The following is a 13,652-nucleotide window of genomic DNA, read 5'->3' as shown; positions in this document are numbered from 1 at the left end:
TATCCTGCCGGCCTGTTTTTATTTCAGTTTCGGTCTTCAGAACTAGTCGAGTTCTTTGATCCGAATGTTTTTCCAGGCAACCGAATAAGGACCGGTCCCCTTCTTGATGCCGTGTACCTGCAGGCCGATGAAGCCTGTGGGATGCGTCTTATAGATCGCTTCGTCCGTCAGATCTTCGATCTGCTTACCATTGATCCAGGTCTGGATCCGAGGACCTTTGGCAACGATCCGAAACTTGTTCCACTCGCCATCTTTCATGTTTTTATGTGGCTTCAGACGATCCTCGGGAGTTAACCAGCCCCGACCGGTAGCTTCACCATACACATAACCGGCTTCGGCTCCGTTCTTACCGCTGGCTTCGATCTCAACCTGGGGACCATTCACGCGACCATCACCGTCCTTCTGCTGGCTGCGAATCTGACAACCCGAGTTCAGTTCATCTGCCACCTTGACTTCGAACTCCAGTTCGAAATCGCCGTAGTTCTTTTTGGTGCACATGAACGAGTTGGGGCTGCCTTCAGAGGTCGTTCCTACGATCGTCCCATCTTCAACCTTATAGGTCGCCGTTCCGTTATGCTGTGTCCAGCCTTCGAGATTCTTGCCGTTGAACAGCTCGACCCAGCCAGTTTCTCCAGCCTGCACAGAACCTGCCAGACAGAGGCTTGCCAGGAACGCCAGGGTTAAGCCCCATACTTGATTGCGTTTCATACTTTCTCTCCAAAATAAAGTCTCAAAGTTGTCAATTGATTAATAGCGGGTTATTTAATCGTCGGCACCAGCCGTGCCGACAGGATTGAAATCATCATCGCGTCTGAGATCAGTCTGCCAATACAGGACCGGGCTGATTGACCTTTTGCGCGTCACGGGCATCGCCGGGCATCTCACGATGTTCAAACTCACCCGGCTTCGGTTCCCCGGGGCGCTGGTTCCGGTCTGGAGTCGGATTGTCGGGAATCGTATCCCCGGTCTGCTCAGCCCACTGATCCAGCACTGTGCGGAGACGAGCCAGTTCGCTCGCATATTCAGGCTTGTCTGCCAGATTCTCAAACTGGTGAGGGTCTTTGCTGACCTTGTATAACTCTTCCCGTGGACGAGGCTTGAGAAACACATCCTTCTGATGTTTGTTCAACTTGCCAGCTTCATAACGTTCCCATAATGCTTCGCCCGAGGGGAAGTCGATTGATTCCACGCACAGATTGCGCTGCCCCGGCAACGCGTTTCTGATATAGAGCCAGTCGCCGGTACGAACCATACGTTCGTGGGCTTTGAAAACGTGCCAGTTGTGTTCGGCAAATGCGTAGTCACGGACCTTCGCCTTCGGATCGGTAAACAGATTCTCAAAGCTGACACCCTGCATCCGTGGATCCGCTTTGACGCCCGCAACCTGCAGAAAAGTCGGCCCGAGGTCAATTGTACTGACCAGGCTGTTCGTCACGGTTCCCGGCGAAATGACTTTGGGCCAGCGAACCATCATCGGCGTTTTGATACCACTATCGTAGAGTCTGGTTTTACAACGGGGAAAGGGACGTCCGTTATCAGCGAAGAACAACACCAGCGTATTGTCCGCGATTCCCTGGGCATCCAGTTCATCCAGAATCTGACCGGTGAAGTAATCCAAACGGCTGATCTCATCGTAATACTGGGCGAGGTCTTTCCGCGTTTCCGGACTGTCAATCAGATACGGAGGCACAACTACATCCTCAGGCTGATGCGGCTGAGTCTGTTTGGATTTCTGCCAGGCACGGTGTGCATCGGTGGAAGAGAACCAGCAGAAGAAGGGCTGATCCTTAGGCCGTTTTTTGAGAATCGGTACCCAGTCTTCTTCGCGTCCCGGTCCTTTTCCCTTGGAGACATGATCAAAGGAGGTCAACGCGTACGGGCCCATATGCTGTTTGCCGGAGATCACCGTGTAATAGCCGGCATCGCGCAGTAACTGGGGAAATAATACCTGTCCTTCCGGCAGTGGCGTATGCAGTTCCGGGGCACCTGTATTATGTGGATAACGACTGGTGATCACACTGCAGCGACTGGGGCTGCAACTGCTGATGGTGAGATAAGCGTTATCAAAACGCAGACCTTCTTTGGCCAGCCGATCTAGATTAGGAGTACGGATCGAGGGATGACCATAACAGCCCAGATCATTCCAGGAGACATCGTCTGCCAGGATCATCACGATATTCGGACGCGTCTCAGCAGCCGGGGAAACAGAGACACACAGCAGGGAGAGCTGACAGAATGTAAACAGGCAGAGCAGCCCGTTTCGAGAACGTATCAGAACATGCATCGGGCACGTCACCTCGTTGAGAAAGATTGCAGGATCAATAAAAAACGACCTGTCACCAGACCGCAGACTCTACGGTACTACAACAGGTCGGACTTCACAATCTTGAGGTGGTAATTCTACGGAGAAGATTCTCAGCAAGTCATTTCATAAACAAAGGTTAGTAAATCAGCTTCATTCGATTTCAGGGTCAATTCCGAAGTCTTCAGTCTCTTCATTTTCGAGCAGAATATCTTCGTCTGACTGGGCCTGTTCTTCGTCAGGCATCGGTTCAAAGTTGATGGTGAGATGCACTTCATGGTGGACGACGGGATTGTATTGCGATCCCAGTGGTTCAAAACGCAGATGGATATTCGCTTCCGAGGCGATTTCATCCGCCGTCTGCTCGGCTGTTTCCGCCAGATCACTCTGGCCACTTTCCCGATAACAGGCTCCCAGTGATTTCCAGGGAAGTTGACTGTGCGGGATCGGCAGCAAATCTGCCGCGTACTGTAACGGTTTGATCGCCTCCGAGAAACGACCGATCCGTTTTAAAGATTCCCCTCGCAGGAAAGAGAAGGACGCCGTCAGGGATCCTGGATCAGTCACTTTATCCAATTCTCTGAGTGCCTGATGGGGCATGCCCAGTTCCAGGTACCCCTCTGCAGCAATCAGTCTGCGAACTGTTTTTTGAGGAATTCGAGGAATCATCATCATTACCTCCCATATCACCATCAGCAGGTGAAGACGCTGGTTGAATTTCAGGGGAAATTAAAACCTCTCGACCCGCTTACCGTCTCCCATCATTTTGAAACGTCTCGACGAGTCTGTTGGTTTAATTTTATTGCATAGAATGTGCCAAATCTGCCTCCCTGCAACAAAAGCAATCCCTAAACTCATAAATAACTGTCACTTAACACAACATGGCAGCCTTGCAATCGGCATGGACAGTGCCAATTTGGCGGTCGCTCAGGTATCAATCTGGTGGCAGATCGAATCAAAACTGCACAACCACAAGGCTTTTCTTAAGACAAGCGAGAAACGAAACCGGTTCACTTCCGGGATGGGAATCGAAATCAGTCCCCTCTGCTGCCCTTTGCCAGGCTTATGTACCTACTACGTAAAAACGGATAACTATTCAGCAGGAATTTTCCGAAACATTTGTTCTAAATCCTGTTTTTCTTCAGCTTCCGTTTTCGGAGAGGCAGCATCGGACTCTGCCTGAGGGCTGTTCGGCCAGACAGTGGAGAGGCGTGAGGTGTCGCCCTGCAACCAGTCTTTATGGCCGTTTGCTTCTTCTGGTTTCAGGAAGAGCACGGTTTTAAACTTTTCCGGCTCCAGCGCGACTTGTTGTTTCTCACTGACCGTTGGTGCAGGCTCAGCCTTGGTGACCTGCTTCCCGCCCTGTTTCTCTGCCTCTGCAGGGGCCTCTTGCTTCGGCTTGGCTGTCGCGTCCTGTTTGCTCTGTGGCTTTTCTTTCGGCTTGTTTTTTTCCGTCGACTCTTCCTGGATCCACTCGGCCAGCGTCTTTACTTTACGGTCCTTGATTTCAGCAGGAATTTCGTTAGCGGTTTCTGAAGTCTCAACGAACTTCGCAGGCTCCAGATAATCCACCGTGCTATCATTACTGAACTCATCACCCGAGCCAATGGGGATTTCAATCCTGGCCCCCGCAAACTGAGCTCCATCTTTATAGATCGATCCTCGTTGGAATGGTCCTGCTCCCAGAATCCAGGTATCACGGGCCGTGCTCTTCGCCTGCAGCACACCAGACTGCCAGACACGCTCCTTCGTCTTCTGGTTATAGGCAAACACACTGATTTTCGCAGCCGCGATCTGATTGTTCTTTTTTGCCAGCGAGATTTCCGGTATCGTCGGAATCGCAGGAGCCGTCGGGACCAGAGAAGCAGCTGAGGAAAGCATGTTACTGGCTGGAATCCCATAATTCACTTCATGGCCGTTCGTGGCCAGGGTTCCCACGCGGGCTTCAATAATGTAATCCGCGTCTTCCTTCTTTTCCTGAATCAGACAGTTCGCAGCCACAATCTGCTGTCTGAGAGAGCTGATGATATAGTCGCCATTCACGAACCCAACCCCTTTGATATTCTTGATATAAGAGGTATCAAAGAAGACTTTTTTGTTCGAAAGCGTGCTGAAGTCGAGATGTGAAATCGTCTGATCAACTGCATCAGATGTCAGCAGCTGTTCGGTCGCGCTGTTGCTGATCATCTTACCGCACCCACATAAACACGGGAGCAGCAGCACCAGCAACCAGATCGAAATCCTGTTGTTGAAGAACCGAATTTTATCAAACATGAGTTTCAGCGATCGTGAGTTCAGCACAGAGTAGATCCACACGGTTTCCACTGGCAGTTCGGTCAACACCGAGAGACAGTAGCCCGGAAGACTGTGTGAAAGGCACATCAGTACGCAATCTCTGTTCCTTCATGCGCACATGAAAAAACAAAGTCAGGTATACTAAATTGTAATGTGGGAAATGCAGGCCAATTCCAGGACGGAATCAAGACCAGGAGGAGATACAGAGCCCATCGGTTGTAGAACCGACCAAAAGCCCGGTATCAGTCAGCGGGCGACCTTAATTGAGAGTGATTAAGAAACCCGCCTGGGAGCGGCAGTATAGCTGACACATCGCGAAACTCAAATATGATTCTGCAATTCGTTCAAATCACATAATTCATTCTAACACAATCACTTACAAAGATTCTAAATCTGACACTCAGAAATATTTTCTGAGTTTTTCTCAGCAAATCAGCGGGGAATTCGGGGCAGATCACGCCAGTTACTCCCCACCGATCCGCTCATCCGGGAAGAGACCTGCATCCATTCCCAACGCGGAAATTCTTCGCGCGGAGCCCGCAGGACTTCGCACGAGGATTCGATTTCCTCGACCGCCTCAGCAGTCAGCAGTGCGACTTCCGCCAGCTCGTGATAGCCCCCCAGTCGAAAGCATTCACTCAGGGAACTCCAGGCCTTTCGACTTTCCATTACGGGAAACAGGCGGGCAGCCTGATGCAGTGGCTCGATCGCTTCGTGGTAGCGTTCCTGACGCAGATACGATTCGCCAATCAGAAACAGTCGCATCGCTTCCAGGGGGCCGGCCTCTTCAACCGTCGAGAGTGCTTCCAGAGCCTGAATCGGCATTCCCAGTTCCAGGTATCCTTCAGCGGCCATCAGTTTGTGTACAACTTTGGGAGAAACGTTTTCTAACATGATCAATTCCTTTTTTAACCGGTGGGGCAAGCAATCCATTGCCCGGCTGCAGTCAGTTTCTTAACAGGCCTCAATCCTCTGAGACACAAATCACGATGAGAAAGTTCAAATGCAAGCCCCATACCAAAGACGATCCCTTAGGATTGCAATTCTCCTATCTCCCGCTCAGACAACAGTTTTCAGGCTGAAGATTTTTCACTTCGTATACGAAGGACCGATGTTTCTGCACTTTCTACTCTGAAAAACACTGTAATTTATACATCATCAGAAATTGATATCTCGTATTCGATGCTCCCTCAGAAGATGTGAAAACTTGCACTTCCTCTCCCTAAACTGCATGATAGAAATCAATCCAGAAACTCAGATACGATTTGCATGCACAATCATTCCTACACCAGCTTGAGGACGAACCCGATGCAGCCGAGCTTAGAACACCCTTTCCGTTTCTCATTCACTCTGCTCGCCGCTTTCTGTTTGAGCCAGTTACTGCTCACGGGGCACGGTCTGCAGAAACTCGCTGCAGCTTCCAAACAGCGCCCCAACATTCTGTTCATTTTTACTGACGATCACGCCTCACACGCGATGAGCTGCTACGGCTCCAAGGTCAACGACACTCCCAACCTCGACCGGATTGCCCGCGAAGGCATGCGGTTTGATAACTGCTTCTGCACCAACAGTATCTGTGGTCCCAGCCGTGCTGTGATCCTCACCGGAAAACATAGCCATCTCAACGGGTTCAAACAGAACGGCAACAAATTCGACGGTTCGCAACAGACCTTCCCGAAGCTGCTCCGCAAGCAGGGTTACCAGACCGCCATCGTCGGGAAATGGCACCTCGCCTCCGATCCCACCGGCTTCGATTACTCCGAGATCCTGATCGGCCAGGGGCCCTACTACAATCCTCCCATGATTCGCAATGGGGAGCGTGTTAAACACGAAGGCTACACCACTGACATCATCACGGACCTGGCACTCGACTACCTCAAGAACCAGCGAGATCCCAACAAGCCTTTCATGCTGATGTTCCAGCACAAGGCTCCGCACCGCAACTGGCAGCCCGGTCCCAAACACCTGCACATGTACGACGACGTCACCATTCCCGAACCGGAAAATCTGTTTGACAACTACGAAGGTCGCGGTACCGCAGCCAGACAACAGGACATGACCATCGCTAAGACGATGACCGATTTCGACCTGAAACTCACCCCTCCCAAAAATCTGACCCCAGAACAACTGAAGGTCTGGAACGCCGCTTATGAACCGAAAAACGAGGCCTTTCGCAAAGCCAGACTTAAAGGCAAAGATCTGGTCCGCTGGAAATATCAGCGTTATATGAAAGACTATCTTCGCTGCGTCGCCTCCGTCGATGATAACGTGGGCCGCATGCTCGACTATCTGGAAAAGTCCGGACTGGCTGAAAACACCGTCGTCATGTATTCCTCAGACCAGGGGTTCTATCTCGGCGATCACGGCTGGTTCGACAAGCGGTTCATGTATGAAGAATCCTACCGTATGCCATTACTGGCCCGCTGGCCGGGCGTCATCAAACCGGGTAGTGTCAACACAGACCTCGTCTCCAACCTCGACTTTGCAGAAACCTTCCTGAATATCGCCGGAGCCCCCATCCCCTCCGACATGCAGGGAGTCAGTCTGGTCCCCCTCTTCAAAGGCGAAGAAACTGCATGGCGCAAAAGCCTGTATTACCACTACTACGAGTTCTACAACGACCGCCGTTCCGCCCACATGGTTCGTCGGCACAACGGGGTCCGTACAAAACGCTACAAGCTGATTCACTTCTATAACCTGGGTGAATGGGAACTCTATGACCTGGAAAAGGATCCCCAGGAAATGCACAGCGTTTACGATGATCCCGCCTATGCCCCCATTGTTAAAGAGCTGAAAGCTGAACTCAAAAGTCTCCAGCAGCAGTATCAGGTTCCCGATGACACCGGTTCGGTCCAGAAGGATCCCCCGTCTCTGTATCAGAAACCGCGGAACAGCGGCACGCCTCAGAAGAAACGGGCACCGAAGAAGCAGAAGCAGTAAGCGGCATTACCCCAACAGCGGTCAGGCTTAGGGAATCCGCTCAAAGCGGATCCCGGCCACCGCGTATTGTCGCATGCCCAGATCCCAGCGCCAGGGTGGCAACATTTCCAGGTTGCAGACCTGTCTCGCCAGGGGCGACTTACCCTGCAATTGTGCGAGCAGGATTCCGGGATGCACACCGTGGAAAAAATTACGCGACGAAAGCAGCTGCGAAAGGTACTGCGTAAACTGAAAGTCGGGAACCTGTTTCAGATCAGCAGCCGACTCTGATGAAACAAAATCACTCACGATCAAGCCGCTGCCCCCCGGAGTAATCAGATCCACTATCGTGCGATAATGCTGTGCGCGGACAGCCTGCATTAATTCCTCGAACCGGGGATCGGTCTCCCCGACCGCATGAATGACCTGCAGCACCAGTTGGCTCAAAATGCAGGTGGAACAGACCACATCAAACGGACCGGGCAATTCCAGCGGATTCGATCCCGACAGTTCTTTCAGGACTTCATCCAGCAGAGATTGTGACGTGTCCTCTTTCCGGGACAATTCCGCAAGTTGCTCACCGACTCCGGTCAGATCACCTGTATGACAGAAAACCGCTGACTCTTCTGAGAGGTTCTGGGCTTCCAGTGCATACTCCAGTGCACTCTGATCCAGGTCGACCAGATGAATTTCGTCGTAGACCTGCAACAACTGGTTAAGATCGAGATCATTGCAGTTCCCCGCCCCCAGCACACACAGCCGATCCCCCTGTACAGAGGACAGTTGTTTCAGGTAACGGGTTACGGTATTTCGATGCTGCTGGCTCGACTCCCAGCTGGGACGGCTGGCTTGATTAAATCGAAATTCTTCCTCGAATAGTGGATTCATTTATCTGGTCTGAACACTTTGAAATGCTGAGTGAGTTCTCGGATTATAGGAGTCAGTTCAACTGTAATTCCTGCACCAGATATATCAATCGAAAACGGAGTAGAAATGCATTTTTCGCTACCACTACCGCGTGGATTCAGCCAAACTAGGGGTCCATCAACCTGGAAGGGACTGGTAATCGATAGCGAACGCATGCCGGTTGGCATGTGGATCACTTGATTCAGTGTGTCGTTCCCGGCCTGATAAAGCACTCTGAACGTAACTTCGCAAGAACTCTCTTACCCAAGCTGATAATCCAATAGACATGTTATTTTTCGTATTTGCCTGCCTGGTTCCGGCCTTTGTCATTTCCTTTCTGGCAACGGCACTCATGCGCAAACTGGCCCCACGCTGGGGACTCATCGATCAACCTGCCCAGCGGAAAGTTCATGTCACCCCCACCCCGCTCGGAGGGGGAGTCGGCATCTGGATGGGGGTGATCATTCCCATCGCTTCTGCTCAACTGATTGCCTGGATCATTTTGAAGTCAGGCAGCACCCCCGCGTGGATTCCCCGCGAACTGGCTCCGCATCTGGAGGGAGTCCTCTATCGCTCCCAGCAACTCTGGATGGTTCTGGGCGGAGGCACCATCCTCGCTGTCATGGGACTGCTCGATGACAAACTTAATATTTCGTGGAAACCACGGTTGATCATTCAACTGCTCGTCGCCATCGGCCTGGTGCTGGGCGGCGTACGGGGAACCCTGTTTGTCGAACAACCCTGGGTGGGTATGGTACTCACCGTGGCCTGGATTATCGTCCTCGTCAACTCTCTGAACTTCCTGGACAACATGGACGGACTCACTTCGGGCATCGGCCTGATCGCTGCAGTACTCTTCGCCTGGATCATGCTGCGTTACACCGGAGAACCACGCTGGCTGGTAGCAGGTGTCCTGCTCGTTCTGGCGGGAGCAATCGCTGGCTTCCTCTGTCACAACTGGCCCCCGGCAAAAATCTTTATGGGAGACTCCGGCAGCTATTTCATCGGGTTACTGCTCTCCACCATGACGGTTCTGGGAACCTTCTATTCGGGGAACTCTTCTGCAGGTGCGTCCGAAGGTGCCCGCCACGTGATTCTGGCCCCCCTTTGTATTCTGGCGATTCCCCTGTATGATTTCTGTACGGTGATGATCATTCGCCTGAAGGAAGGACGCAGCCCGTTCCATGCAGATAAAAGTCACTTTTCACATCGTCTGGTTGAACTGGGACTCAGCAAACGGGACACCGTGCTGACCATCCACCTGGCGACACTCACCACCGGTGTCGGAGGCCTGATCCTGTATGAGGTTTCCTCCTGGAACGCGGCACTGCTGATTATCCTGATGATTCTCTGCGTGCTGTCCATCGTTACGATTCTGGAGAACGTAGGTCGGAAAAATCGGAATGAGTAAACGCCGAAAACAAAACCGATCACAACCAGAGGCGTCCAGCCCTGCACTACCGGATGCAGCACCGATTTCGCTGGGACTTTTCTGTGACGCCAAGCTACTCTTCCTGACCGGATTACTGATCACTGCCCGCTATTTCCTGCCGGCGGAATCGGCCCCCCAGGGAGAGACACTCCCGCTCGTGCTGGCCTGGTTTCTGGTCGTAATCCTGTTCTTCACGTCTCAATTTACCGACTGCGCCCGTTCGCTCCGACTCGACCGGTTTGACGCAGCTGTCTGGTTGCTGGTACTGGGACAGGCACTGTCAGTCCTGGTAATGATCCTCTTCTACGAAGGTCAACAACGGGCGGCGCTCCACATGCTCTGGGAGTGGATGGCCCTCGGATTGACATTTTCTCTATTCCGACGCATCGTAAGGTTCCCCTCTCAACGGATGACCTTTCTGCATTGTTTCATGGCCACCATCGTCCTGCTCTCCCTCTACGGAATCTGGCAACATCACTGGATGTACAAGCAGCTCGCCCGGGAATATCAGTCGGTGAGGCAGCAGTACGATGCCGCCGTCACTCCAGAAACGCAGGCAAAATTCCAACACGAACTCATCTCGATGGGGGTCCCCGCGAATGCCCTCAGTGGCAGCAGCCGAAAGCAGTTCGAAGCGCGCCTCTTGGACAGCAGCGAACCGCTGGGCATGTTTGCCCTGGCCAACACCTTTGCCGGCCTGCTCGCTGTCGGGTTCCTGATCGCCGTAGGACTGAGTGTCCACAGTCTCCTGCCTCCCAGAACCGAAGGTAGTCCGCCAGTGGATCGTAACAGGCTCCAGATCGCGGTCTACCTGATCTCGACCATGCTCATAAGCTACTGCCTGATTCTGACGAAAAGTCGCAGTGCCTGGGGCGGGGCTCTGGCGGGCCTGGTCTGCCTGGGTCTGCTGAAACTGCTGCAACGTCAACGCCTCCGTCAGACCACGCAGCGGCTTTCCCGCAAACAACTGATCACAGGCGTCACCCTGGTTGTCTGTGTGCTGGTCGGATTTTTCCTGCTCGCCACACTCAGCGGCGGCTTCGACCGCGCCGTTCTTTCCGAAGCCCCCAAGTCACTCCAGTACCGCATCGAATACTGGACCGGTACCTGGGACGTCATTAAAGAAAACCTGATGTGGGGCACCGGTCCGGGCAATTTTCGCGAACACTATCTGAAATATAAGCTCCCCGGTTCGAGTGAGGAAATCGCCGATCCACACAATCTGTTTCTCGACGTCTGGGCGAATGCCGGCTTGATTGCCCTGGGCGGTCTTTTATTAATCATTGCGCTGGCAGGCTATCAGTGGTTCCTGAAGCCGCTGCTCCAAAAGCAGCCGGCAGACTCAAGATCCCTCGTGAATGATGAAGCTGATTCCTTCCTGCGAATGGCGCTGGTTCTGGGTTTCGCTTTCACATTTCCCCTGCTCTGGATTCTACAGCTCTTTCTGTCGGGCATTGATGAATCTGTGTTGTGGCTGTTTCTTCCCTGCTGGGTTGTCATTTATGTCCTGCTGCGAGGCGGAAGGAAACAGACCGCCGCCCAAGCTGCACTGGATCTGTCTCCTACATCATTAATCCCGCTCTCATTGGCTGCCGGCTTTGTCGCTCTCTCTGTGCATCTACTGGTGGCCGGAGGCATCGCGATGCCCGCCATCACCCAAACCTGGCTGCTCCTGCTCGCACTGGCTTTCCCGGTTACACCCGCTCCGTCTCCCGAAAATTCAGAACAGGTCGACGCAGATCAAGCACAACAGCGTCCTCCCCAAAGTGTACATAAGAAAACCCTGGCTCTCGCTTTATGTAGTCTGTTACTGATTTTATTCGTGATGAGCGACTTTGCGCCAACATTTCAGCGTCAATCGCTCGTAAAGAGGGCAGAGCAGACGCTCATGCGTGGGCAGTCGGCTCGGATTGCGCAACAGCTATTCAGTCAGGCCGGTCAGGCGGACCCGTTCTCCCCCGAACCCTGGCAGGCCCTGGCTGAGCTGAAATTCAGAGAGGGAGTCCAGAATCGACAGGCTTTCGAGGAGGCTGTTTCCTTTAAACAGGCAGCCATTCAGCGAAATCCATTGAGTCCGCTCAACTATTTTGAGCTGGGACGTCGGTACTATGAACAGTTCGAAGCATCACATCAGCAGGAGGATCTGACCGACGCGATCGAAAATCTCAATCGGGCCGTCTCCGGTTACCCGCATAATGCCCGCTACCGCGCTCTGCTGGCGGAGGTCTTCCACGCAGCGGGACAAATCAGCGAAAGCCGGGAACAGGCCGAACAGGCACTCAAGCTCGATCAGGCCAACCGCAGTGCACAACACGTGGACAAATATCTGACAGACGAAACGGTAAGTCGCATGAAACAAATAATTAACGAGAGACAAACGAATCAGAATTGAACTCAACCATGCTTGGGCTCATAATGACATAAGGTTTGATTACAGACTTGTTTTTATTGCTGGTATTTTAATTCTTTCTTCGTTGGTGTCACAATGAATTTTCGAACTGTTACAACTGTGGTTGTTCTGTTTATCGCTCTCGCGGGAACCGTCTGGCTGGGCCGGACCAATAGTGAACTCAAGACAGTTGCCCCCGTCAAACCTGCCACCGAGCCGGATGAGAAGCGTCCTAAAATCGCACCTAACGGACCGTATCCCAAAGCAGTCGTACCACAGCCGATCTACTTCTTCGGCAGTATGGCAGTCGGGCAGTCCATGTCCCACAAATTTGTTATCAAAAATGAAGGCGAAGTTCCACTCGAAGTCCAGAAAGGGGCCACCACCTGTAAATGTACTCTGAGTGAGATGCAGGACAATCTGGTCCCGCCCGGTAAATACATTGAAGTCGAACTCACCTGGACCCCCAAAGCAGCTCAGGAACGCTTCGGTCAGACCGCGACGATTTACACCAATGATCCAGAGAAAAAAGAAATCAAACTCCAGATCGAAGGAGCCGCAAACAGCCTGATCTCCTTTACCGGCGATTATCAGGGCTCTGCCAACTGGGCCTTACCCGTCATGAGCAGCACGGAACCGGTTAAATACACCGGAAAGATTCATACGAAATATCTGGATGAATTCAAAATTCTGGAAATCGAAGCCGATCATCCCGGCCTCACTTCCACCTTCCGACCGCTCACCAAACAGGAACTCAAAGAAGTGGATGCCAAGACCGGCTACGCGGTCGAAGTCACCGCAGATCCAGATAAATTCCCCCTGGGTGGTTTCAACGAACGCATGCTGCTCAAAACCGACATCCCGAACGAGCCACACGACCACCCGGAGGGCGAAGGACATGATCATAAACATGACGCTGATCCGGGAACGAGAGATTTCATCATCCAGGTTTCGGGAAATCACACCGGCCCCATCCGCATCGTCCCCACCTTCGGCGTCCGCTGGGATCCGGCCAGTATGCACCTGAATCTGGGTGAGTTTTCAGCAGAAAAAGGCAAAACAGCGGTCCTCTCCATGTTTGTGGAAGGGCTTGACGAACCGCTGAAAATCCTCGACCAGCAGATCGAGCCCGGCTCCCTGAAATTTGAAATTGAAAAAGACGAATCCTTTGATTCCAAAAACAAACAGCGCTACTTACTGAAATTTATCATTCCTGAAGGGCAACCTCCTGTCTCATTCGGCCGTGGGAATCTGGCAAAGGTGAAATTAAGTACCAACCACCCCCGCGCCAAAAACATCGAGTTCAAGGTTCAGTTCATTTCACTGTAAGCAGTATAAATTTCAATACGTTACCAATTCAGAACACCCAGGCGTTCACCTGTCTGGGATGGATCTGAATTGTCAGATCA

General features: G+C 52.4%; 10 protein-coding genes. 4 read left to right on the top strand and 6 right to left on the bottom strand.

Annotated elements, in window-relative coordinates; translation table 11 throughout:
* Window positions 1-42 precede the first annotated feature (42 nt).
* From HG66A1_RS06005 to HG66A1_RS05985, 5 genes are all read right to left on the bottom strand, one after another.
* The gene (locus HG66A1_RS06005; RefSeq protein WP_145181302.1) at window positions 43-708 is read right to left on the bottom strand and encodes a DUF1080 domain-containing protein; all 666 of its coding nucleotides are present in this window, start codon (window positions 706-708) and stop codon (window positions 43-45) included.
* A 109-nt stretch (window positions 709-817) separates the two neighbouring features.
* Window positions 818-2,284, bottom strand: coding sequence for a sulfatase (locus HG66A1_RS06000; protein WP_145181301.1), 1,467 nt, complete (start codon window positions 2,282-2,284; stop codon window positions 818-820).
* A gap of 171 nt (window positions 2,285-2,455) precedes the next feature.
* Complete coding sequence (locus tag HG66A1_RS05995) at window positions 2,456-2,977, bottom strand: hypothetical protein (RefSeq protein ID WP_145181300.1); 522 nt, start codon at window positions 2,975-2,977, stop codon at window positions 2,456-2,458.
* Window positions 2,978-3,394: 417 nt separating this feature from the next.
* The gene (locus tag HG66A1_RS05990; protein ID WP_315851632.1) at window positions 3,395-4,576 is read right to left on the bottom strand and encodes a DUF6655 family protein; all 1,182 of its coding nucleotides are present in this window, start codon (window positions 4,574-4,576) and stop codon (window positions 3,395-3,397) included.
* A gap of 453 nt (window positions 4,577-5,029) precedes the next feature.
* Window positions 5,030-5,491, bottom strand: a complete 462-nt coding sequence (locus tag HG66A1_RS05985; protein WP_145181298.1) for a tetratricopeptide repeat protein — start codon at window positions 5,489-5,491, stop codon at window positions 5,030-5,032.
* A 414-nt stretch (window positions 5,492-5,905) separates the two neighbouring features.
* On the opposite strand from HG66A1_RS05985, the gene HG66A1_RS05980 reads away from it, so the two are divergent.
* Window positions 5,906-7,537 carry a sulfatase gene (locus HG66A1_RS05980; RefSeq protein ID WP_145181297.1) on the top strand — a complete coding sequence of 544 codons (1,632 nt, stop codon included), beginning with the start codon at window positions 5,906-5,908 and terminating at the stop codon, window positions 7,535-7,537.
* A 27-nt stretch (window positions 7,538-7,564) separates the two neighbouring features.
* On the opposite strand, the gene HG66A1_RS05975 is transcribed toward HG66A1_RS05980, so the two are convergent.
* Window positions 7,565-8,404 carry a hypothetical protein gene (locus tag HG66A1_RS05975; RefSeq protein ID WP_145181296.1) on the bottom strand — a complete coding sequence of 280 codons (840 nt, stop codon included), beginning with the start codon at window positions 8,402-8,404 and terminating at the stop codon, window positions 7,565-7,567.
* A gap of 304 nt (window positions 8,405-8,708) precedes the next feature.
* On the opposite strand from HG66A1_RS05975, the gene HG66A1_RS05970 reads away from it, so the two are divergent.
* The 3 genes from HG66A1_RS05970 to HG66A1_RS05960 all read left to right on the top strand — a co-directional run bounded on the left by HG66A1_RS05970 (window position 8,709) and on the right by HG66A1_RS05960 (window position 13,572).
* Entirely contained in the window at window positions 8,709-9,833 is a 1,125-nt protein-coding gene (locus tag HG66A1_RS05970; protein WP_145181295.1) for an MraY family glycosyltransferase, read from the top strand.
* Complete coding sequence (locus HG66A1_RS05965; RefSeq protein ID WP_145181294.1) at window positions 9,826-12,246, top strand: O-antigen ligase family protein; 2,421 nt, start codon at window positions 9,826-9,828, stop codon at window positions 12,244-12,246. Before HG66A1_RS05970 ends, HG66A1_RS05965 begins: the two co-directional genes overlap by 8 nt.
* 93 nt (window positions 12,247-12,339) lie before the next feature.
* Window positions 12,340-13,572, top strand: coding sequence for a DUF1573 domain-containing protein (locus tag HG66A1_RS05960; RefSeq protein WP_145181293.1), 1,233 nt, complete (start codon window positions 12,340-12,342; stop codon window positions 13,570-13,572).
* Window positions 13,573-13,652 lie beyond the last annotated feature (80 nt).

This window comes from Gimesia chilikensis, assembly GCF_007744075.1.
Taxonomy (GTDB): Bacteria; Planctomycetota; Planctomycetia; order Planctomycetales; family Planctomycetaceae; genus Gimesia; species Gimesia chilikensis_A.
Note: the sequence above shows the minus strand (reverse complement) of the source record. Positions and strands in the feature narration are given on the sequence as shown.